The sequence below is a fragment of the Paraburkholderia sp. RL17-337-BIB-A genome (assembly GCF_046025895.1).
Lineage (GTDB): Bacteria > Pseudomonadota > Gammaproteobacteria > Burkholderiales > Burkholderiaceae > Paraburkholderia > Paraburkholderia fungorum_C.
The window spans coordinates 3,463,352-3,485,145 of sequence record NZ_JARESY010000001.1; the positions used below are offsets into that span (position 1 = coordinate 3,463,352).

The 21,794-nt window shown below is 61.1% G+C and carries 17 protein-coding genes; 7 read left to right on the forward strand and 10 right to left on the reverse strand.

The annotated features are described in order from the left end of the window. The first annotated feature begins 107 nt into the window (after positions 1 to 107). Together P0D84_RS15520 and P0D84_RS15525 are read left to right on the forward strand one after the other, a co-directional pair. Positions 108 to 767, forward strand: coding sequence for a glutathione S-transferase family protein (locus P0D84_RS15520; protein ID WP_408337741.1), 660 nt, complete (start codon positions 108 to 110; stop codon positions 765 to 767). Between the two features lie 183 nt (positions 768 to 950). Then, the gene (locus P0D84_RS15525) at positions 951 to 1,868 is read left to right on the forward strand and encodes a LysR family transcriptional regulator (protein ID WP_408337743.1); all 918 of its coding nucleotides are present in this window, start codon (positions 951 to 953) and stop codon (positions 1,866 to 1,868) included. A gap of 132 nt (positions 1,869 to 2,000) precedes the next feature. Here P0D84_RS15525 and P0D84_RS15530 read toward each other — a convergent pair whose 3' ends face one another. The 4 genes from P0D84_RS15530 to P0D84_RS15545 all read right to left on the reverse strand — a co-directional run bounded on the left by P0D84_RS15530 (position 2,001) and on the right by P0D84_RS15545 (position 6,564). Next, positions 2,001 to 3,116, reverse strand: a complete 1,116-nt coding sequence (locus tag P0D84_RS15530) for an ABC transporter ATP-binding protein (RefSeq protein ID WP_408337745.1) — start codon at positions 3,114 to 3,116, stop codon at positions 2,001 to 2,003. Between the two features lie 216 nt (positions 3,117 to 3,332). Continuing rightward, entirely contained in the window at positions 3,333 to 4,190 is an 858-nt protein-coding gene (locus P0D84_RS15535; protein ID WP_408337747.1) for a carbohydrate ABC transporter permease, read from the reverse strand. Further along, on the reverse strand, positions 4,180 to 5,121 hold the full coding sequence (locus P0D84_RS15540; RefSeq protein WP_408337749.1) for a carbohydrate ABC transporter permease: 942 nt from the start codon (positions 5,119 to 5,121) through the stop codon (positions 4,180 to 4,182). Before P0D84_RS15540 ends, P0D84_RS15535 begins: the two co-directional genes overlap by 11 nt. 195 nt (positions 5,122 to 5,316) lie before the next feature. Next, entirely contained in the window at positions 5,317 to 6,564 is a 1,248-nt protein-coding gene (locus P0D84_RS15545) for an ABC transporter substrate-binding protein (RefSeq protein WP_408337751.1), read from the reverse strand. Positions 6,565 to 7,098: 534 nt separating this feature from the next. Here P0D84_RS15545 and zwf point away from each other — a divergent pair. From zwf to P0D84_RS15560, 3 genes are all read left to right on the forward strand, one after another. Continuing rightward, the gene (zwf, locus tag P0D84_RS15550) at positions 7,099 to 8,562 is read left to right on the forward strand and encodes a glucose-6-phosphate dehydrogenase (protein ID WP_408337753.1); all 1,464 of its coding nucleotides are present in this window, start codon (positions 7,099 to 7,101) and stop codon (positions 8,560 to 8,562) included. A gap of 202 nt (positions 8,563 to 8,764) precedes the next feature. Then, positions 8,765 to 9,517 carry a 6-phosphogluconolactonase gene (pgl, locus tag P0D84_RS15555; protein WP_408337755.1) on the forward strand — a complete coding sequence of 251 codons (753 nt, stop codon included), beginning with the start codon at positions 8,765 to 8,767 and terminating at the stop codon, positions 9,515 to 9,517. Next, positions 9,495 to 11,411 carry a bifunctional transcriptional regulator/glucokinase gene (locus P0D84_RS15560; RefSeq protein ID WP_408337757.1) on the forward strand — a complete coding sequence of 639 codons (1,917 nt, stop codon included), beginning with the start codon at positions 9,495 to 9,497 and terminating at the stop codon, positions 11,409 to 11,411. The genes pgl and P0D84_RS15560 overlap by 23 nt, the downstream gene beginning before the upstream one ends. Before the next feature lie 358 nt (positions 11,412 to 11,769). On the opposite strand, the gene P0D84_RS15565 is transcribed toward P0D84_RS15560, so the two are convergent. Further along, a protein-coding gene (locus tag P0D84_RS15565) for an IS3 family transposase (protein WP_408335889.1) occupies positions 11,770 to 12,938 on the reverse strand; the annotation gives its coding sequence in 2 pieces (ribosomal slippage) (positions 11,770 to 12,674 and positions 12,674 to 12,938; 1,170 coding nt in all). A gap of 858 nt (positions 12,939 to 13,796) precedes the next feature. Here P0D84_RS15565 and P0D84_RS15570 point away from each other — a divergent pair. After that, entirely contained in the window at positions 13,797 to 14,726 is a 930-nt protein-coding gene (locus P0D84_RS15570) for a bestrophin family protein (protein ID WP_408337759.1), read from the forward strand. 120 nt (positions 14,727 to 14,846) lie between these two features. Here P0D84_RS15570 and P0D84_RS15575 read toward each other — a convergent pair whose 3' ends face one another. The 5 genes from P0D84_RS15575 to apbC form a co-directional block, all read right to left on the reverse strand. Further along, positions 14,847 to 15,575 (reverse strand): lysozyme inhibitor LprI family protein, encoded by a 729-nt coding sequence (locus P0D84_RS15575; protein WP_408337761.1) that lies wholly within the window; start codon positions 15,573 to 15,575, stop codon positions 14,847 to 14,849. Positions 15,576 to 15,577: 2 nt separating this feature from the next. After that, the gene (locus P0D84_RS15580; RefSeq protein WP_408337763.1) at positions 15,578 to 17,863 is read right to left on the reverse strand and encodes an Orn/Lys/Arg family decarboxylase; all 2,286 of its coding nucleotides are present in this window, start codon (positions 17,861 to 17,863) and stop codon (positions 15,578 to 15,580) included. Positions 17,864 to 17,948: 85 nt separating this feature from the next. After that, entirely contained in the window at positions 17,949 to 18,518 is a 570-nt protein-coding gene (dcd, locus tag P0D84_RS15585) for a dCTP deaminase (protein ID WP_408337765.1), read from the reverse strand. A gap of 143 nt (positions 18,519 to 18,661) precedes the next feature. Next, the gene (locus P0D84_RS15590; RefSeq protein ID WP_408337767.1) at positions 18,662 to 19,195 is read right to left on the reverse strand and encodes a superoxide dismutase family protein; all 534 of its coding nucleotides are present in this window, start codon (positions 19,193 to 19,195) and stop codon (positions 18,662 to 18,664) included. Between the two features lie 131 nt (positions 19,196 to 19,326). Next, positions 19,327 to 20,415, reverse strand: a complete 1,089-nt coding sequence (gene apbC / locus P0D84_RS15595) for an iron-sulfur cluster carrier protein ApbC (RefSeq protein WP_408337769.1) — start codon at positions 20,413 to 20,415, stop codon at positions 19,327 to 19,329. A 341-nt stretch (positions 20,416 to 20,756) separates the two neighbouring features. Between apbC and P0D84_RS15600 the strand changes: the two genes are divergently transcribed. Further along, positions 20,757 to 21,410, forward strand: coding sequence for a YiaD family glycine zipper/OmpA-like lipoprotein (locus P0D84_RS15600; RefSeq protein WP_408337771.1), 654 nt, complete (start codon positions 20,757 to 20,759; stop codon positions 21,408 to 21,410). The last annotated feature ends 384 nt before the right edge of the window (positions 21,411 to 21,794 follow it).

Sequence of the window (21,794 nt, forward strand, 5' to 3'; positions counted from 1 at the left end):
CGCGTTTATGAGATGTCGATTCTCACCAGCCTCATTCGTCGTCTATAAGCCGGGCTCGTGCCGGCGCTGCGCTGCAGCCCGCTCTCTCTGAACCAAAGGTGACCACAATGGTACTGAAACTCTATGCCCACCCTTTCTCGTCGTACTCACAGAAGGTTCTTATTGCATTGTACGAATGCAGCACCCCATTTGAATTCCGCGTTTTGTCGCACGACGATCCGGCAATGATGGCGGAGTTCGCCGCGCTCTGGCCGATCAAGCGCTTTCCCGTGCTGGTCGACGGTAGCCGCACCGTCACGGAGGCGAGCATCATCGTCGAGTATCTCGGCTTGTATCATCCGGGCCCCGTGTCGCTCCTGCCGGCCGATGCCCGCGCCGCGCTGGAAGTGCGCAGCATGGACCGCTTCTTCGACAACTACATCTCCACGCCGCAGCAAAAGATCGTGTACGACAGTCTGCGGGCCGAGCCGGAGCGTGATCCGCGCGCCGTGGCCGAAGCCCGCGCCATGCTCGACACCGCCTACGGCTGGCTCGACAAGGTAATGGCCGAGCGCGAATGGGCGGCCGGCGATATGTTCAGCCTCGCGGATTGCGGCGCCGCGCCATTCCTGTTCTATGCCGACTGGACGCATCGCATCGGCCCGGCGTTTCCCCACGTGCTCGCCTATCGCAAGCGGCTGCTGGCCCGGCCGTCGTTCGCACGCGCGGTCGACGAGGCCCGTCCGTATCGCCCGCTGTTCCCGCTTGGCGCGCCCGATCGGGATTGAGCGCATCGGCGCGGCAAAATCCGGCACAGCGAGACTCAAGAAGGCAAGATGGGACCAATGCGCGAGCAAGCTGATAGGTGGCCCCGTCTGCGTGCCCCGCGGCCCTCCTTGCCACAACATTATTTCCAACCTATACACTTCGTTTCGATACCCACTTCCGCCCATCATTCATAAGGCAAAAACATGGACCGTTTCGAAGCGATGGAGATATTTACGCGTGTGGTCGAAGCGAACAGCTTCACCAAAGTATCCGAATCGCTCGACCTGCCCCGCGCCAAAGTCAGCCGCACCATTCAGGCTCTGGAAGAACACGTCGGTGTGCGGCTTCTGAACCGCTCGACGCGGCAGGTCAGCGTCACCGAAGACGGCGCGCTGTTCTACGAGCGCTGCGTGCGCATCCTCGCCGAAGTCGTCGATGCCGAATCGTCGCTGTCGAACAAGCGCGAACATCCGAGCGGCACGATTCGTGTCGATACATCAGGCACGCTCGCCCGTGCGCTGCTGCTTCCCGCGCTCGACGATTTCTACCGGCAATACCCGGAGATCGACGTGCGGCTTGGCCTCGCGGATCGCAATATCGATCTGATCCAGGACGGCGTGGATTGCGTGATCCGCATGGGTACGCCGGAGGAGTCGAGTCTTGTCGCGCGGCACATTGGCCAGGCGCGGATCGTGACCTGCGCGTCGCCCGCCTATCTCGAGAAACACGGCACGCCGACCACGCTCGACGAGCTCGGCGAGCATCGCGCGGTCAACTACGTTTCCGCACGCAGCGGCAAGACCTTTCCGTTCGAGTACGAGGTGGACGACGAGATCGTCAAGGTCACGCTGAAGAGCGTGCTCGCGGTGAATGACGGCAGCGTCTACATCGGCGCGGCCGTGCTCGGCCACGGCATCATCCAGCCATCGCGCTTCATGGTTGCCGATCTGATCGCACAAGGCGCGCTCAAGGAAATCCTCACGACCTATACGAGCCCGAGCACGCCGCTGTCGATCCTATACGCCCATCGCCGCAATCTGAGTTCACGGCTACGTGCATTCACCGAATGGGTGACCGAACTGGCGCGGAACAATCCGGATCTGCGTATCGCAGACGCTTGACGTCTTGCCGCAGGAGCGCCAGGTGCCAGGTCCGTTGCAAACAAACCGGCCTTGAGCAAATGATAAAAGCCCCATGCGTCTCACAACGCATGGGGCTTTCTTCATCCCGAACCGCTCAGCGAATCACCCGCCTCAGGCAATCCGTTCTTCATTCGACGGATCGAACAACACCGCCTTCGACGCATCGAACAGCAGCGTCGTATTCGTCAGCGGCTGCGGATTCGACGCCGGGTGCACCCGGCTCACAATGCGCTTGCCGTTGACCTGCGCGAACACCAGCGTGTCCGGTCCGGTCGGCTCGATCACGTCGACCTTGACTTCGATCGGCTGCAGCTTCGCATTGTCGCCATGCGCGCCGCGCGCGTCGGTAATCCGCTCCGGGCGCAGGCCCAGAATCACTTCACGCCCCACGTGCGACTTCACCTTCGCGGAGTCGAACGGCAGGTTCAGCACAGCGCGCGCCACACCCGTATCCAGTTCGATGCCGACGCCTGAACCCTGCTCCACCAGCTTGCCCTGGATGAAGTTCATCGGCGGCGCGCCGATGAAGCCGGCCACGAACAGATTCGCTGGCGAGTCGTAGATGTCTTGCGGTGCGCCGAACTGCTGGACGATGCCGTCTTTCATCACCGCGATGCGGTCGCCGAGCGTCATCGCTTCGATCTGATCGTGCGTCACGTAGACGATCGTCGTGCCGAGCCGTTGATGCAGCAGCTTGATTTCCGAACGCATTTCGATGCGCAGCTTCGCGTCGAGGTTCGACAGCGGTTCGTCGAACAGGAACATCACCGGATCGCGCGCGAGCGCACGGCCCATGGCCACGCGCTGACGCTGACCGCCGGACAGCTGACCCGGCTTGCGGTCCAGCAGGTGCGTGATCTGCAGCGTGTTCGACACGCGGTCGACGATCTGCGCCTGCTCCTGCTTCGGCACCTTGCGGATACCCAGGCCGAACGAGATGTTCTCGCGCACCGTCATGGACGGATACAGCGCATACGACTGGAACACCATCGCGATGTCGCGATCTTTCGGCGAGAGGTTGTTCACCGTCTTGCCGTCGATCTGGATCTCGCCCTTGGTCACGGTTTCGAGGCCGGCGATCATATTGAGCAGCGTCGATTTCCCGCAGCCCGAGCCGCCGACGAGAATCAGGAACTGGCCGTCTTCGATGTCGATGTTGACACCCTTCAGAACCGGCACCCCGTTCGGGTAGGTCTTGTACACGTCACGGATGGAAAGGCTTGCCATGCTGTGAATCCTCTTGTCTCTGGTACTGCTTGAAAGCGCCCCCAAACCTGGCACTTCGCGCCAGGCCCCCCGAGGGGGGTCGAGAAAACTTGGGGCGGCCCGGCGTTTTCTCAGGAACGTCTGTCGGATGACGGCGGCGTTTCTTGCACCTGGTGCATGTCGTGCAGGAAACGCCGCCGCAATGCGTATGGTTTAGTCCGGGTTTAGCCCCCGGGTTTAGCCCTTCACTGCGCCCGCCGTCAGACCGCGCACGAAATAGCGTCCGGCGATGATGTAGACGAGCAAGGTCGGCAGGGCGGCGATGATCGCGCCGGCCATGTCCACGTTGTATTCCTTCACGCCGGTCGAGGTGTTCACGAGGTTGTTCAGCGCCACCGTGATCGGCATCGAATCGACGCCTGAGAACACAATCCCGAACAGGAAGTCATTCCAGATCTGCGTGAATTGCCAGATCAGGCACACCATGAAAATCGGCAGCGAAACGGGCATCAGAATCTTCGTGAAGATCGTGAAGAAACCGGCGCCGTCGATCCGCGCGGCCTTCACCAGTTCAGCCGGAATGCTCACGTAGAAGTTGCGGAAGAACATCGTGGTGAAGGCGATACCGTAGATCACGTGCACCACCACCAGACCGGTGGTCGTGTTCGACAGGCCGAGAAAGCCTTCGAAGCGCGCCATCGGCAGCAGGATCGCCTGGAACGGAATGAAACAGCCGACCAGGATCATCGTGAAGATCGGATCCGCGCCACGAAAACGCCAGTGCGTGAGCACATAACCGTTGAACGCGCCGATGATCGACGAAATCAGCACGGCCGGAATCACCATGCGCACCGAGTTCATGAAGAACGGCTGCATGCCGTCGCAACGCACACCCGTACACGCGCCGCTCCATGCCTTGATCCACGGATCGATGGTCCAGTGAGTGGGCGGCGTGAGCAGGTTGCCGGTGCGCAGTTGATCGATGTCCTTGAACGACGTGGACAGCATCACGTACAGCGGAAACAGGAAATACAGGGCGAACAGAATCAAGGCCGCATAAATGACGGCACGGCTGATCGTCATCTTAGGCTGCATTGCGGGTGCTCCTCGATTCCAGATACATCAGCGGCACGAGCACGGCCACGACGGTGGCGAGCATCATCATCGACGATGCCGCGCCGACGCCCAGCTGCCCGCGATTGAACGAAAACGTGTACATGAAAATAGCCGGCAGTGACGAAGACGTACCCGGACCGCCCGCCGTCAACGCGACGACCAGGTCGAAGGTCTTGATCGTGATGTGGCAAAGAATCAGCAACACGGAGAAGAACACCGGGCGCATGCTCGGAATCACGATCTTGCGATAAATGGTGGGCAAGCCTGCGCCGTCCATCTGCGCGGCCTTGAAGATTTCACCGTCGACACCGCGCAGGCCCGCGAGAAACAGCGCCATCACGAAGCCGGTGGATTGCCACACTGCCGCGATCACGACGCAGAAAATCGCCTTGTCGGGGTCGCCGAGCCAGCTGAACGAGAAGCTCGTCCAGCCCCAGTCGTGGAACACTTTCTCGAGACCGACGCTCGGCGTCATGATCCACTGCCACGCGGTACCCGTCACGATGAACGAGAGCGCCATCGGGTACAGGAACACGGCGCGCAGCGCGCCTTCATTGCGGATCTGCTGATCGAGCAGAATCGCGAGGAACAGACCGAGGCCAATACAGATACCGATGAACGGGATGCCGAACCAGCCAAGATTGGCAGCCGAGGTCCAGAACACATCGTTATCGAACAGCTCGCGATAACGATCGAGACCGACAAATTCATAACGTGGCATCAGTCGCGAATTGGACAGCGACAGAAAGCCGGTAATGGCTATGAAGCCGTACACAAAGACAAGGCTGATCACGACGCTGGGTGCGAGCACCAGCTTCGGAATCCAACGATCGGCAAGGGCCGCCATCGGCGACGTGCGGCGGGTCACGGAGGCCGTGGTTTTCCCGTTTCCGCTGATAGAAGCAGTCACTACTCGACTCCTACTGAAACTGTACCGCCGGGGCGCTCACGCATGGAAACCGCGAGGCCGGAACGGCATAGGTGTGACTCGATGAAACCAGGGCCGAACGCTCACCCTAAGTAACGCACCTGCTGCAAGCAAACCAGAAGCGCGCACCCGGCGCCCACGAGGGAACAACCAGGCGCGCCACTTCGCTTACATCACTTACTTCGTCTTCGCTGCCTTCGCGAGCGCTGCGACTGCGCTCTTCGAATCCTGCTGCGAGTTCATGAACTTCGTGACCACGTCCGAGATCGCACCGGCTGCTGCATCCGGTTGCGCCATGCCGTGTGCCAGCGAAGGCACGTAGCCGCCCGACTTGATCGCCACCTGTTCATCTGCGTACGACTTCTTCGCGCAGTCGTCGAACTTGGCCATCGACACGCCCAGACGAACCGGGATCGAACCCTTGTTCAGGCTGAACTGTTCCTGGAAGTCCGGCGTCATGATCGTCTTGGCGAGCGCCAATTGACCCGGCGTCGCAGTCTTCTGGCCCTTCTGCTGGAAGAACACGAACGAGTCGACGTTGAACGTGTACGACTTTTCCGTGCCCGGAACCGCAGCGCAGATGTAGTCCGAGCCCGACTTCTTGCCGGCGTTGGCGAACTCGCCCTTCGCCCAGTCGCCCATGAACTGCATGCCGGCCTTGCCGTTGATGACCATGGCCGTTGCCAGGTTCCAGTCACGGCCCGTGCGGCCCGCGTCGAAGTAACCCTGGATCTTGCGGACCGTGTCGAACACGCCGACCATCTGGTCCGACGTCAGCGTCTTCTCGTCGAGATCAACCAGCGCCTTCTTGTAGAAGCCCGCGCCTTGCGACAGCACGACGTCTTCCCACAGCGTCAGGTCTTGCCACGGCTGACCACCCATCGCGATCGGCTGGATGCCGGCGGCCTTCATCTTGTCGGCCACGGCGAAGAACTCAGGCCACGTGGTCGGCGCCTTGCCGCCTGCCTTGTCCAGCGCTGCCTTGTTGATGTACAGCCAGTTCACGCGGTGCACCGAGAACGGTGCCGCCACGTAATGACCGTCTGCGTGCATGATCTTGTCGATTTCCGGCGGCAGGTTCTTTTTCCAGTCGCCAGCCACCGAGTCGATCGGCACCAGCACGCCTTGCGAAGCCCAGTCCTGGATCAGCGGACCCTTGATCTGCGCAGCGCTCGGCGCGTTGCCCGAGATCACCTGCGTCTTGAGTGCCGTCATGGCAGCCGCACCTGCACCGCCAGCAACCGCGAAGTCCTTCCACGTGTAACCCTGCTTCGTCATGTCGTCCTTGAGGACGCCGACGGCTTTCGATTCACCGCCCGAAGTCCACCAGTGCAACACTTCGACCGACTCGGCAGCTTGCACAGCCGAGACGCCACACATCAGACCCGCGGCGCACAAAGCGCCCATGATCGCGCGAAATTTCATTGCTTATCTCCTCCAGACACCTGAACAAAAAACAAATGGCCCCTGATGTCGCCAGGGTGCTGTGGTTGGTTCAAACAGGCAAAACACTGGGCGATCGAGCACGGTCGGGCGCATGCGTCGAGGCATGTGCCGGCGGACCGATGTCCGGCCGCTGGAAGCTCAAGAGATGAGTGGTTCGGGATGCAACTGACTGTCTCCTCTTTTGATTTTTGCCTGCCCGCGTCGCGCGCGGCAGACTCGAGGTGCCTCGCACGTTAACCCTGACACCCGCTCCGCCCTCCAGCTTTCCGTAAGGTCCGCCGATGGCATGCTGGCACGTGCTCGCACGCAATGTCCGTTAACATGCAGGGGACGCCTGCCGATTCGGGAAAACGTGCATCTTGCCCCACAGCGCACGCTTTTTTCATCGAATTAGCGCTACCTCTTGATTTGGATTGTAGTTAAACTACAATTCAGTGTCAAAAAATATTTTATCGGACTACGGTCGCCCTTTTTCGGTCCCTACGGCGGCCCTCAGGATATCGACGGAGACTCATGCAAACCGATTCAAGTTTCACCTTCGTGCTCTTCGGCGGCACCGGCGATCTGTCGATGCGCAAGATCCTGCCGGCACTGTATGAAGCGCACCGTGCAGGCGGCATGCTGGCTGAGAGTGGCAAGATCGTCGCGGTGGCGCGGCATGTGGCCGATCGGGCTGCCTACCTTGACTGGGTCAATGAGCACGTCAAGCCGCACGTGTCGAAGAACGGTGTGGATGAAACAGCGTGGGCGAGCTTCCTCGCACGTATCGAGTTCGTGAAGATCGATCTCGGCAACCCCGAAGACTTCACGTTGCTGCGCGACGCCTTGAGCGGCCGGCCGGGCATCCGGGTGTTCTATCTGGCCACGGGTCCCTCGCTGTTCGTGCCGATTTGCCGCGCGCTGGCTTCGGTGGGCCTCAACGAAAATTCGCGCATCGTGCTGGAAAAGCCGCTCGGCTACGACCTCAAGTCGTCCAACGCAATTAATGATGCAGTCGGCGAAATTTTCGCTGAAGAACAGATCTACCGGATCGACCACTACCTCGGTAAGGAACCCGTGCAGAACCTGCTTGCGCTGCGTTTCGGCAATGTGCTGTTCGAACCGTTGTGGCGCCGTGAATGGGTGGAAAGCATTCAGATCACGATTGCGGAAGAACTCGGTGTGGAAGCGCGCGGCGACTTCTACGACAACACCGGCGCGTTGCGCGATATGGTGCAGAACCATTTGCTGCAACTGCTTTCCATCGTCGCGATGGAGCCGCCGCATTCGATGGATTCCGACTCGGTACGTGACGAAAAGCTGCGTGTGCTGCGCGCCTTGAAGCCGATCGATCCACGTGACATCAGCAAGATCGCGGTGCGCGGCCAGTATCATGCCGGCGTGATCCGCGGCAACGCGGTGCCGGCGTATGCAACCGAGCCTGGCGTGAAGCCGGACAGCACGACCGAAACCTTCGTCGCCGTGAAGGTGGAAATCGAAAATTGGCGCTGGGCGGGCGTGCCGTTCTTCCTGCGCACCGGCAAGCGCCTCGCGGATCGCGTGGCTGAGATCGTGGTGAATTTTCGTGCGGTGCCACATTCGGCACTCGGCGCATCCGCGCTGCGCGGCGGTGCGAACCGTCTCGTGATCCGCTTGCAGCCGAACGAAACCATTCGCCTTTACTGTCTCGCGAAGCAGCCGGGCGAAGGGATGAACCTTGCCAGCGTCCACCTCGACCTCGCGTTCGACCGGTTCTTCCGCGAAGGGCAGATGGAGGCGTATCAGCGTCTGTTGCTCGACGTCATCAACGGCCGCCTCGCGCTGTTTGTGCGGCGCGATGAGCAGGAAGCGGCATGGCGTTGGGTCGAGCCGATCCTCAACGAATGGGCGGCCTCGAACAAGCCGCCCAAACCGTATGCAGCGGGCACGTGGGGACCCGCCGCGGCGAGCGCGATGCTGGCGCAGCATGACACCTGCTGGCTTGAAGAAGAGAATTGAATTGACTGAACCACGGCGTCGTGCCGTGCCCGATCACGATCCCGATCGAAGCACGGCGCGGCGCCTATAAGACCCACCGACGAGCTGAAAGGAATGGCGCCGGTATCACGAAGGCGCCTGCGAGTCATCCCGCTTGCAGGCATCGCGTGAGAGCAGTACGGCACTTTCCGCAGATCGAACAAGAAAGCAGTACGGAGGAGAAGTGATCGAGCTTCACGCTTTCGACGATCAACGCGCCCAATCCGACGCGTTGGCGAAAGCGGTTGGCGACGCGTTACATGCGTCGCTCGCCGCACAGGCGGCTGCGTCCGCTACCGGCACGTCCGCGACCGGCACGTCCGCAGCGGGCACGCCAAATACCGGCGCGCGCCCGGCGATGCTTGCAGTGTCCGGCGGCACCAGTCCGCGGCCGTTCCTGCAGACCTTGTCCACGCAATCCTTCGACTGGGCGCGCATTGCCGTGACGCTGGTCGACGACCGCTGGGTGCCGGAAACGGACGGTGCGAGCAATTCGCAACTCGTGCACGACACGCTGTTGCAGAATGCCGCGAAGCACGCCGCTTTCTGGCCGCTGGTGGACACCACGCAAGACCTGAACGCGCACGTTGCCGCGCTGAATGCGGATCCGCGCTTCAGCGTGGTGCCGGACGTCGCGATTCTCGGCATGGGCGAAGACGGCCACACCGCGTCGATTTTCGCGGATGCGCCCGAATGGGACCACGCGATCACCACGACTGAGCGCTTCGTGGCCGTGCATCCCGGCAGCGCGCCGCATGCGCGCGTGAGCTGGTCGCTGTCCGCATTGAAAGAAGTGAAGCAGCTGTATTTGCTGATCGCGGGACCGCGAAAGATGGACGTGCTGAATGCCGCCGCCGCTTCGCTACAAAAAAATGCCATCTCGCAGTTGGCAAACGACAAGGGAGTAAGACTCGATGTCTACTGGTGTGCAAAGTAAGGCTGTTCCGGGCGCGGGCCAGCACGCCGACGGACCGAGGCTGCTCGCCGACATCGGCGGCACCAATGCGCGCTTCGCGCTCGAATACAGCCCGGGCGAGATCGCCTCGGTGCAGGTCTATCCGTGCGCCGACTATCCGGGCGTTGCTGAAGTCATCAAGAAGTACCTGAAGGACACCAAGATCGGCCGCGTGAATCATGCGGCGATTGCGATTGCCAATCCGGTCGACGGCGATCAGGTGAGCATGACCAATCACGACTGGAGCTTTTCGATCGAAGCCACGCGCCGCGCGCTCGGCTTCGACACGCTGCTCGTTGTGAACGACTTTACCGCGCTGGCCATGGCGCTGCCTGGCCTGACCGATGCCCAGCGCGTGCAGGTGGGCGGCGGCGCGCGTCGTCCGAACAGCGTGATCGGCCTGCTCGGCCCGGGCACCGGCATGGGCGTGTCCGGCTTGATCCCGGCCGACGACCGCTGGATCGCGCTCGGCAGCGAAGGCGGCCACGCCACGTTCGCGCCGTCTGATGAACGCGAAGATATCGTGTTGCAATACGCGCGCAAGAAGTGGTCGCACGTCTCGTTCGAACGCGTGGCCGCGGGTCCTGGCATCGAAGTGATTTACCGCGCGCTGGCGGGCCGCGACAAGAAGCGGGTGGCGGCGAACGTCGACACCGTCGAGATCGTCAAGCGCGCCATGGAAGGCGAGCCGCTCGCGGCCGAATCCGTTGATGTGTTCTGCGGGATTCTCGGCACCTTCGCCGGCAATATCGCGGTGACGCTCGGCGCATTGGGCGGCATCTATATTGGCGGCGGCGTCGTGCCGCGGCTTGGTGAATTCTTCGCGCGTTCGTCGTTTCGCAAACGGTTCGAGGCGAAGGGCCGCTTCGAAGCATATTTACAGACCGTGCCGACCTACGTGATTACCGCGGAATACCCGGCGTTTCTGGGGGTTTCCGCGATTCTCGCCGAGCAGTTGTCGAACCGCGCGGGCGGCAGTTCATCGGCCGTGTTCGAGCGGATTCGCCAGATGCGCGATGCGCTGACGCCGGCCGAGCGCCGCGTGGCCGATCTCGCGTTGAATCATCCGCGCTCGATCATCAACGATCCGATTGTGGATATCGCGCGCAAGGCCGACGTGAGTCAGCCGACGGTGATCCGCTTTTGCCGTTCGCTCGGCTGCCAGGGCTTGTCGGATTTCAAGTTGAAGCTGGCGACGGGTTTGACCGGCACGATTCCGGTGAGTCATAGCCAGGTGCATCTGGGCGATACCGCGACGGACTTCGGCGCGAAGGTGCTGGACAACACCGTGTCGGCGATTTTGCAGTTGCGCGAGCATTTGAATTTCGACCAGGTCGAGCGGGCGATCGATCTGTTGAACGGCGCGCGGCGGATCGAGTTTTATGGGCTCGGCAATTCGAACATTGTCGCGCAGGATGCGCATTACAAGTTTTTCCGGTTTGGTATTCCGACTATTGCCTACGGCGATCTGTATATGCAGGCGGCTTCCGCCGCGTTGCTTGGCAAGGGTGATGTGATCGTTGCTGTGTCCAAGTCGGGGCGCGCGCCTGAGTTACTGCGGGTGCTGGATGTCGCGATGCAGGCGGGGGCTAAGGTGATTGCTATTACGTCGAGCAATACGCCTTTGGCTAAGCGCGCTACGGTGGCTTTGGAGACCGATCACATTGAAATTCGCGAGTCGCAGTTGTCGATGATTTCGCGGATTTTGCATCTGGTCATGATTGATATTCTTGCCGTTGGTGTGGCGATTCGGCGCGCTGTGCCTAGCGCGGATGTGGCTGAGACGGTCGCTAAGGCGCGGCAGGGGGCTGATGATGATGCTACTGCGGTGCTTGACTGGTTGAGTCATGGGGCGGCTTCTTCGGCACGGGATTAAGGGGGGGTTGGGCCTTCGCGGCGGGGTGTTTTTTCTGGGTGCCAGCGGTGGTGGCCTTTTCTTGATGTGGGTTTTTGGGTTTTTCCTTGAGGTGGGGCTTTGGCTTTTTCCTTGATCTGGGGCTTTGGCCTTTCCTTGATCTGGGTCTTTGGCCTTTCCTTGAATTGATATTGGTCTATTAGTGTTGCCCCTGTGCGGGGCGGCACTTACTTTCTTTGCCGCCGCAAAGAAAGATAAGCAAAGAAAGCGGCTCACACCGCCAGCCCATAAGCGGGTCCCCCGCGCAGCTACGGTAGTGGTGCATCTGGAATCCGTGTTCTCGCACTGAGGTGTACTGTCAACAGCAGACACTCTTTTCTTAAGCCGCCTGTTGTTGTTTGCTGAACGCTTCGGCAAACAACGCTGGCGGAACATTGCCTAGGCGTGAGTGGCGCCGTTGGCGGTTATAAAAGCTTTCGATGTACTCCTGAATTGCCGCCTTCGCGTCGGCACGCGTGGCGTAGCGATGGTGATGTATCAGTTCGTTTTTTAGACTGCCCCAGAAGCTTTCCATCGGAGCATTGTCAAAGCAATTGCCCTTACGCGACATTGAGGCCTGCATGCCGAATTGTTCAACCAGCTTCCGATAGTCATGAGCACAGTATTGACTCCCACGGTCCGAATGATGAATCAAGCCTTTCTCGGGGCGTTTGTTGCGCACAGCACGCCACAGAGCTTGCGCCGTGAGTCCTTGTGTCATGCGCTCACCCATGGCGTATCCAACCAACTCACAGGTGAAGACGTCCTTAATACCGGCGACGTAGAGCCATCCCTCGTCGGTGGCACAATAGGTGATGTCTGTCACCCAGGCTTCGTTTGGCCGCGTTGGCGCGAACGTCTGGTTCAGCAGATTGTCGGCGACAGGCAAGTTGTGATTCGAATTCGTCGTGGCTTTGAATTTGCGCTTCTGCTTACACCGCAGATTGAGCTCTCGGCGCAGGCGAGCGATGCGGTCGCGGCCGGCTATAAAGCCTTGTGCCTCAAGCTCAGGCTTCACGCGTCGCGTGCCATAGGTCTCGCGGCTCTGCTTGTGCACAGCCTTGATGGCGACTTTCAGGCGTTCATCAACCTGCGCACGTGGAGACAGCTTACCTTTAGACCAGACATAGAAGCCGCTGCGCGAAACCTTAAAGGCACGGCACAGGACAGCAATTGGATAATCGAGTCGCATCGTATTCATGACCGCGTATTTGGCAGCGACTCCTGCGCAAAATACGCTGCCGCTTTTTTTACGATATCTCGCTCCATCTTGGTCTCCGCCAGTTCCCTACGTAGTCTGGCTACCTCGGCTTCTAATTCGGCAACCGTACGACTGCCTGGCGCCGTCACGGCGCCATTGCCACGCTTGGCTGCTTTGACCCACGTGGCCAAAGTCCCCATCGGAATGGCAATTCGCTTCGCCGCTTCATCCAGCGTCAGGCCCTGTGCAAGCACAAGCTTTACAGCTTCTTCACGAAGCTCTGGCGTGTATGTTCTTGGTTTCGTCATCTGTGCTCCCATTGATAAAGTTTATCAAAAAGGAGTGTCTTAAAAAGTCAGGCTACCTCACACATTCAACGCGAGTGACACAGCCGTCATACTTCCGGCGGCGCTGCGCGCGCCGAAGGTACTTCATAAAACCAATGGGATGTTTGGACACATCGCCACAGGGCGCTTCATAAAGCCAATGGGTCATTTGGACACATCGCCGCAGAGCACGTCGTAAAACCAACGGGGTGTTTGGATGCATTGCCGCAGAGCACTTTCAACATCCGTGATGTGTTGGTACGTCGGCGAAGGGCACTTCATAAAAACCGTTGGATCCTGGGCACCTTGGCGAGGCTAAGCCGATAGTGCGCGCGGCCCGCAAACAAGACCCGTGGTCCTATGTAGCGCCATCTCGCCGAGGCGAAGCCGACGGCCCCACCACGCCCAACGAAGCCACTGGTTTGGATGATGAACCCTTCCGGCGAGCACGCAGTGCGAGGCGGGAAGCATGACTGCCTGGTCACCAGGGCTGAATGTGCGAGGGCACAGATTCCAGATGCACCACTACCGTGGCTGTGCGGGGGACCCGCTTAAGAATTTGCGGTGTGAGCCGCTTTCTTTGCTTATCTTTCTTTGCGGCGGCAAAGAAAGTAAGTGCCGCCCCGCACAGGGGCAACACTAATAGACCAATATCAATTCACGGAAAGGCCAACACCGCAGGCAAACAGACACTAAGCGCCGCACAGGCAACCAGACCAACCAAAACCCAACGCCGTAGGCAAACAACCAAACGCCCACGCCGCAGGCAATCAGGCCACCACCCAAAAAAGCGATAATAGACCCCACCCGCCGAAGGCAAAAAAGCCCGAACCAACCCCAATGATCATCCGCCCACATCTCCATTGGTTCCGCATGCTGCTAGCCTGGCGAGGCTCCGTCCTCCCGCAACTGCTGCCGCGGCTATCCCTGATTTTCTGCATCGCGCTCGTCGCCGTGGCCGCACACGACCACCTGCTGCCGGTCTCGCTCAACCTCAACAGCACCGCCCCGTTCTCGTTGATAGGCATAGCGCTAGCGGTCTTCCTCGGCTTCCGCAACAACGCCAGCTACGACCGTTGGTGGGAAGCCCGCAAACTATGGGGCCAATTGCTGAACGAATCGCGCTCGCTCACCCGCCAGGCGCTCACGCTGCAAAATAAACAACTGCCGAAGGACGACATCAAGGCGTTCGTCACCGCGCTCGGCGCCCTTCCCCACGCGCTGCGCCACCAGCTTCGCAAGAGCGATCCGCATGCGGACCTCGCGGCGCGCCTGCCCAAGGCGCTTTTCGACCGCGTCATGGCGTCGCGCTACAAACCGGCGACGCTTCTGCTGGTTCTCGGCGAATGGGTGCAGCGTCACGCTCAAACAGGCGCGATCGATCCGATGGCCGTGCTCGCTTTCGATCGGAACCTGAACGGTCTATCGGACGTAATCGGCGGTTGCGAACGCATCGTATCGACGCCGCTGCCCTTCGCCTACTCGGTGATGATTCACCGCACGGTGTATTTCTTCTGTGCGTCCCTGCCGTTCGGGCTGGTCGACAGCATCGGCGTCTTCACGCCGGTTTTCGCCGTGTTCGTGGCGTACACCTTCATGGCGCACGAGGCAATCGCCTCACAGATCGAAGAGCCCTTCGGCACCGACGACAACGACCTCGCGCTCAATACGATGTCGCTCTTTATCGAAGACGCCATGCGCGACCTCCTCGGCGAGCCGGCTTTGGAAATGCCCAAGCCCAAAGAGAATGAAGGCTACATACTCAATTGATGACGTCGCGGCGCAGGCGCGGCCGCGTGGTCAGGGAAGAATGGATACGGCCACGCAGGCTGTGCGCCACGCGTACCGTTAAACGCCCACGCTCATTCGTGGTGGACGGGCGGACAACCCTCAGTCGTTGCCGACCGTCTCCGACAAGCGCTTGAGCGTCGCCACCCGCGCACCGATGATATCGATGCGGCTACGCTCATCGATCAACGGCGTGCTGGCGTCGAGATACGCGGTCCAGGCCTTCTGGGCGCGCGCGAGCGTCGGGCGCGAACGCGCCGGCATCTTCGCTTGCAAGCGACGGTAATAGCGGTTCAGATCGAACATCGCGTGTTCGCAATGCGCGTCCGCGTTACAGGCGCGCGAACGCCGCGGCGGGTCCCCGCCGGCGCTGATCCTGGCCGCGGCGCTGCGCAGCGCCAGTGCGCGATCACGCACCGGCTGCAATTGCATATCGGCTTCGGCCAGCACATACATCGTGCCACGCGTCGTCTCGAACACGGCCGCCAGCAACTGCTTCTCGACATCGCGCGAGGCCTGCCAGCTCGCCTGGCTCTTTTCCCACGGCTTGCGTTGCGCCAGCGGCAATTTCGTCTGAAGCTGCTGCCACGCGCTGTCCAACGCGGCCTTCCAGCCGATCCGCGCGTTGTCCATGCACTGCACCTGCCCCGCCGTCGACGACATATCGCTGCGCGCAAGACAGGTGCGCATCGACGCGTCGATCGGATCGGCGGCGGCGACTTCGGCATGCGCCACTAGCGGCGCGAAGCCGAGCATCGCCGACGCCAAGGCCAGTGCGCCAAATGCGCGCCGCCGGCCGTCAGCACCCAACAGAGACTTCAACATCCTCATCGTCAGGCGCGCACGCAATCGACGAAATATTCGATACGCCCGTTAATGGTTTCGCCGACCAGCCCATGGATATCCGTGTGGAAGCCCGGGAAGCGTTCGTTGAACTCGCGCGCGAACCGCAGATAGTTGACGATAGTCTTGTTGAAGCGCTCGCCCGGAATCAGGAGCGGAATGCCCGGCGGATACGGCGTCAACAGAATCGACGTGACGCGGCCTTCGAGCTCGTCGATCGGTACCCGGTCGATCTCGCGGTGGGCGAGCTTGGCGAATGCATCCGACGGCTTCATCGCGGGCTCCATGCTCGACAGGTACATCTCGGTCGTCAGGCGCGCAATGTCGTTCGCGCGGTAGACGCTGTGGATCTGCTCGCACAGATCGCGCAGGCCGACGCGCTCGTACATCGGATGGTGCGAAACGAATTCGGGCAGCACACGCCACAGCGGCTGGTTGTTGTCGTAGTCGTCCTTGAACTGCTGGAGTTCGGTGACCATCGAATTCCAGCGGCCCTTGGTGATGCCGATCGTGAACATGATGAAGAACGAATACAGCCCGGTCTTCTCGACGATGATGCCGTGCTCGGCCAGATACTTCGTGACGATCGCAGCCGGAATGCCGGACTCGCCAAAGCCGCCGTCCATATCCAGACCCGGCGTGACGATGGTCGCCTTGATCGGGTCGAGCATGTTGAAGCCTTCGGCGAGCGGGCCGAACCCGTGCCACGCGTCGTTCGGGCGCAGCATCCAGTCTTCGCGCGAACCGATGCCTTCTTCCGCGAACTGGTCCGGACCCCACACCTTGAAGAACCAGTCGTCGCCGTATTCGGCGTCGACCTTGGTCATCGCGCGGCGGAAATCCAAAGCTTCCGCGATCGACTCTTCGACCAGCGCGGTGCCGCCCGGCGCTTCCATCATTGCCGCAGCTACGTCGCATGAGGCAATGATCGCGTACTGCGGGCTCGTCGACGTATGCATCAGATACGCTTCGTTGAAGCGATGCTTATCGAAGCGGCTGTTCTTCGAGTCCTGCACGACGATCTGCGAAGCCTGCGAAATACCGGCCAGCAGCTTGTGCGTGGAGTGCGTGGCAAACACCATCGCGCCGATGCGCGGACGGCCCGCGCCGATCGCGTGCATGTCCTGATAGAACTCGTGGAACTCGGCGTGCGGCAGCCACGCTTCGTCGAAGTGCAGCGTGTCGAGCCAGTCGCCGAGCATTTCCTTGATCATCTCGACGTTGTAGATCACGCCGTCATAAGTGCTCTGCGTGATCGTCAGAATCCGCGGCTTCAGCTCCGGATTCCTGGCCAACGCTTCGCGAGCAAACGGATTCGCGAGGATCTTCTTCTTGATGTTTTCCGGTTCGAATTCGCTGCGCGGAATCGGACCGATGATGCCGAAATTGTTACGCGTGGGCGTGAGGAACACCGGAATCGCGCCGGTCATCGTGATCGCGTGCAGGATCGACTTGTGGCAGTTGCGGTCCACCAGCACGATGTCGCCCGGCGCCACCGTGCCGTGCCAGACGATCTTGTTCGAGGTCGACGTGCCGTTCGTCACGAAGAACACGTGGTCGGCGCTGAAGATGCGCGCCGCGTTGCGCTCGGAGGCCGCAATCGGACCGGTATGGTCGAGCAGCTGACCGAGTTCGTCGACGGCATTACACACGTCCGCCCGCAACATGTTCTCGCCGAAGAACTGATGGAACATCTGGCCAAGCGGGCTCTTCAGGAACGCCACGCCGCCCGAGTGCCCCGGGCAATGCCACGAGTAGGAGCCTTCGTCCGCGTACTGCACCAGCTCCTTGAAGAACGGCGGCGCGAGTGAATCAAGATACACCTTGGTCTCGCGGATGATGTGGCGCGCGACAAACTCCGGCGTGTCCTCGAACATGTGGATGAAGCCGTGCAGTTCGCGCAGGATGTCGTTCGGCAGATGGCGCGAGGTGCGCGTTTCGCCGTACAGGAAGATCGGAATATCGGCATTGCGGCGGCGCACTTCAGTCACGAACGCGCGCAATGCGACGATCGCCGCGGCCAGCTCCGGCGTTTCGCCTTCCACTACGACGTTATCGGTGTACGGCAGCAGTTCGTCGTCGTCGATCGACAGGATGAAGCACGACGCGCGGCTCGATTGCTGTGCGAACGAAGTCAGATCGCCGTAGCTCGTCAACCCGAGCACTTCCGCGCCTTCTTTCTCGATAGCTTCGGCCAAAGCCCGGATGCCGGAACCCGAGATATTCTCGGAGCGAAAATCTTCGTCGATGATGACGACGGGAAAACGAAACTTCATGGGCGATTCTCCAAAAAGAACGACCGCTGCGCCTTGCAGGAGCAGCGGTCACCCGAATAGCTGGTGGGTCAGTGCGCTGCCGACGTCACGTCTTAGGCAACGTGACGCCGTGCTGACCTTGATATTTGCCGCCGCGATCCGCGTACGACGTTTCACAAATCTCGTCGCTTTCGAAAAACAGCACCTGGGCGACGCCTTCGTTCGCGTAGATTTTCGCAGGCAAAGGCGTCGTGTTCGAGAATTCGAGCGTGACGTGCCCTTCCCATTCCGGCTCGAACGGCGTCACGTTGACGATGATGCCGCAGCGCGCATAGGTGGACTTGCCCAGACACACGGTCAGGACGCTGCGCGGAATACGGAAATACTCAACCGTGCGGGCCAGCGCGAACGAATTCGGCGGGATGATGCAGACATCGCCCTTGAAGTCGACAAACGACTTCTCGTCAAAGTTCTTCGGATCGACGATGGTCGAGTTGATGTTCGTGAAGATCTTGAATTCGTCGGCGCAGCGGATGTCGTAGCCGTAGCTCGACGTGCCGTAGCTGACAATCTTCCGGCCGTCTTCGGAGACGCGGACCTGATCGGGCGAAAACGGCTCGATCATGTTGTGCGACTCGGCCATGCGCCGGATCCACTTGTCGGATTTGATAGTCATAGGTGAACGCTGCTCGACTTGAGTGACAGATGTGTGACGGGTAACAACCCGGCAAGTACCGGGCCCGTCAGCGAAAAGCGCTTATTTTACGCGATCGTGAGACTGCTGCTGCGGAGATGGCCTGAGCGCCGCCTGCGCTGCCCTCATTGGCGAATCAAACCGCATGCGAGCGCGGGGCCCGCACCATGCGGCGGATACGCATAAGGATCGGTCGCGTCGTGATGTAACAGAACCGCGCGTTGCAACACCGAACGGATACCGTCGAGCGACACGTCCGGCGCAACGATGAAGCCGGTCGCCACGCCGTTCGCGTCCGCGTGGATGTTGCCGAGGTCGCCTTCGACGCGGGCGCCGGCTTTCAGACGCTCGGCGGCCGGCGAAAACACCTGGCCCGCGCTGGAGCCGTCTGCGGCATTGCAATCGCCGCGCTCATGCACTTGCAAGGCATGGTCGCTATTGGGCGGCATGCCCGCGATGTTATAGGTGACCTGCACGCCGTCCGAACGCTCGATGAACGTTACGAGGCCGTGCGCCTGATTGCCCACGGTGGGCAGCAACTGCGCGTCGGCACGCTTTTCCTGTGGCCTCAGGAACGCGCTACAGCCGCATAACAGCACGCTGCTGGCAGCCAGGACGATGAACGCATGCACCGCCTGCCCGTCGATTCGTTTTCCCATGCGATCCTCTTGCCGGCCTGGTGGCCGCCCCTGCGGCCGCCGAGCCGAACCTGTGAAGTCGACATGATACCGCGAGACCCGGCGCAAATTGACGCACTGGCCCCGCTTTGCCCCCTCATCCGAATGGCTACTCAGGTGTTCTGCACGACGATGCTGGGAAACTTCGAGGTCATGTCGCGAGCCCGCTCGGCGATATGGATCGCAACCTTGCGCGCGATCGACCGGTAGATCTCAGCGATACGGCCCTGCGGATCCGCCACGACGGTGGGTGTGCCCGAGTCGGCCTGCTCCCGGATCGCGATATCGAGCGGCAGGCTGCCGAGCACGTCGACACCGTATTCCTTGCCCATCCGCTCGCCGCCGCCCGCGCCGAAGATATGCTCTTCGTGGCCGCAATTCGAGCAGATATGCATCCCCATGTTCTCGACGATGCCGAGGATCGGAATGCCGACCTTCTCGAACATCTTGAGGCCCTTCTTCGCGTCGAGCAGCGCGATGTCCTGCGGCGTCGTGACGATCACGGCGCCGGTCACCGGCACGCGCTGCGACAGGGTCAGCTGGATGTCGCCGGTGCCCGGCGGCATGTCGACGATCAGATAGTCGAGATCTTGCCAGTTGGTCTGCCGCAGCAGCTGTTCGAGCGCCGAGGTAGCCATCGGGCCACGCCACACCATCGGGTTGTCCTGCTCGATCAGAAAGCCAATCGAGTTGGCCTGCAAGCCGTGGCCGGTCATCGGGTTCATCGACTTTTCGTCGGGTGATTCGGGACGGCCGACAATGCCGAGCATCATCGGCAGCGAGGGGCCGTAAATATCCGCATCGAGGATGCCGACCGACGCACCTTCGCTCGCCAGTGCCAGTGCGAGATTCACGGCGGTCGTGCTCTTGCCGACGCCGCCCTTGCCCGACGCCACGGCGACGATATTTTTAACATTCGGCAATAGTTTGACGCCGCGCTGCACCGTGTGTGCGGCGATCTGCTGGGACACCTCGACACGTGCGTCCACCACGCCGGGGACGGCTTTCAGCACGTCGGCGAACTGCGCGCGGATCGCGTCGAACTGCCGCTTGGCCGGATAGCCGAGTACCACTTCGAGGCTAACCGTGTCACCCTCCACGGCCACGTTCTTGATGTTCCTGGCAGCCGCGTACGGCTTGCCCGTGTTGGGGTCAGTGACGGCTGCAAGGGCAGCGTCGACCAAAGCCCGATCAATACTCATTGACACTCCGTGAGGAACACCTGCGGCGCGGCGGAATCCAAGGTCTCGGCCACGCGCCGGAATTTGAAAAAAATTGTTAGGCAGCATTGCTAAAGCCAGGTGTGCCGTGCACCCTTCGGGCAGGCAGCGCACCAAGGGGTCGCATCGCTGGGTACGTCAGTCATCATTGTAGTGGCTGGCGCCAAGCCCTGCCGGAAGACCCTTCTTCACTGTCGGACCGGGACCTGAGAAGACGCAGGATTCTCCTAACGTCGAGTAACACGCTTTACGGCCGCCACGTTTGGCGGATAGTTTCATCGCTTCCACCGTTTACTCGTTTGACTCAAGAGAGGAATCAAAAAATGAATGCAAAAATCATGACTCGCCTGGCTGTTTTCGCCGTTGCCGGTTCGTTGCTGGCCGGCTGCGCAACCCAACAGGGTACTGACACGGCTGTCGGCACCGGCGTGGGCGCCGCCACCGGCGCGGCGATCGGCGCGATCTTCGGCGGCGGCAAGGGCGCGGCGATCGGGGCGGGCGCCGGCGCAGCGGTGGGCGGCATCACCGGCTACAACTGGCAAGCCATCCACAACAAGCTGTCGGGTGCGACCAAGGGCACCGGCACGCAGATCACCGAGCAGCCGGACGGCTCGCTCAAGCTGAACATCCCGAGTTCGGTCACGTTCGACACCAACAGCTACGCGATCAAGCCGTCGTTCGCGCCAGTGCTGGATCAGCTCACGCAAACTATGCAGCAGAATCCGGAACTGATCGCCCAGGTGATCGGCTATACGGATAGCACGGGTCAGCCGGCTTACAACCAGACGCTGTCGGTCAACCGCGCGGAAAGCGTGACGGGCTATCTGGGACAACGCGGCGTTGCGCCGCAACGCCTGTCGGCACAAGGCATGGGCCAGAACCAACCGGTCGCTGACAACAACACCGAAGCCGGCCGTGCCGCAAATCGTCGCGTGGAAATCTATCTGCGCGCCACGGCTCAGCACACCACGCAATAACAGCGCGGGCTGAAAGAGGAAGAAACAACCGGGCGCGAAGCGCTTGACGCTGTTTCCACCAGCGTCCGGCAAGCCGTAACAAGCAGACCGAAAAAATCTCGCACGAGAGCGAAAAAAATTTCGAACTCTGCCGAAAATCCGCTGTCTGTCTTTACGGTACGTGGCTGGCGAAGCCGCCGCGTCACCATTCTCCTCTTGTCGTTGTTGCTCCGGGGTTAACAGCCCCGGTTTTTTTTGGGCGCCCGGTTTTCACGCCGTTTTCAAACGCTCCCGCTCCCGCACCCTCCAGCCGGTAGCCATCGTCCCCCGGCAGCGACCAGGCGGCCCAGCCCGCCGCGGGCGCCTGCCCTGCTAGAATCAACGTTTCGTCCCACCGCAGGTTCC

Coding starts and splice junctions, on each gene's coding strand:
- P0D84_RS15520 (WP_408337741.1), top strand. CDS start 108: ATGGTACTGAAACTCTATGCCCACCCTTTCTCGTCGTACTCACAGAAG.
- P0D84_RS15525 (WP_408337743.1), top strand. CDS start 951: ATGGACCGTTTCGAAGCGATGGAGATATTTACGCGTGTGGTCGAAGCG.
- P0D84_RS15530 (WP_408337745.1), bottom strand. CDS start 3,116: ATGGCAAGCCTTTCCATCCGTGACGTGTACAAGACCTACCCGAACGGG.
- P0D84_RS15535 (WP_408337747.1), bottom strand. CDS start 4,190: ATGCAGCCTAAGATGACGATCAGCCGTGCCGTCATTTATGCGGCCTTG.
- P0D84_RS15545 (WP_408337751.1), bottom strand. CDS start 6,564: ATGAAATTTCGCGCGATCATGGGCGCTTTGTGCGCCGCGGGTCTGATG.
- zwf (WP_408337753.1), top strand. CDS start 7,099: ATGCAAACCGATTCAAGTTTCACCTTCGTGCTCTTCGGCGGCACCGGC.
- P0D84_RS15560 (WP_408337757.1), top strand. CDS start 9,495: ATGTCTACTGGTGTGCAAAGTAAGGCTGTTCCGGGCGCGGGCCAGCAC.
- P0D84_RS15570 (WP_408337759.1), top strand. CDS start 13,797: ATGATCATCCGCCCACATCTCCATTGGTTCCGCATGCTGCTAGCCTGG.
- P0D84_RS15575 (WP_408337761.1), bottom strand. CDS start 15,575: ATGAGGATGTTGAAGTCTCTGTTGGGTGCTGACGGCCGGCGGCGCGCA.
- P0D84_RS15580 (WP_408337763.1), bottom strand. CDS start 17,863: ATGAAGTTTCGTTTTCCCGTCGTCATCATCGACGAAGATTTTCGCTCC.
- dcd (WP_408337765.1), bottom strand. CDS start 18,518: ATGACTATCAAATCCGACAAGTGGATCCGGCGCATGGCCGAGTCGCAC.
- P0D84_RS15590 (WP_408337767.1), bottom strand. CDS start 19,195: ATGGGAAAACGAATCGACGGGCAGGCGGTGCATGCGTTCATCGTCCTG.
- apbC (WP_408337769.1), bottom strand. CDS start 20,415: ATGAGTATTGATCGGGCTTTGGTCGACGCTGCCCTTGCAGCCGTCACT.
- P0D84_RS15600 (WP_408337771.1), top strand. CDS start 20,757: ATGAATGCAAAAATCATGACTCGCCTGGCTGTTTTCGCCGTTGCCGGT.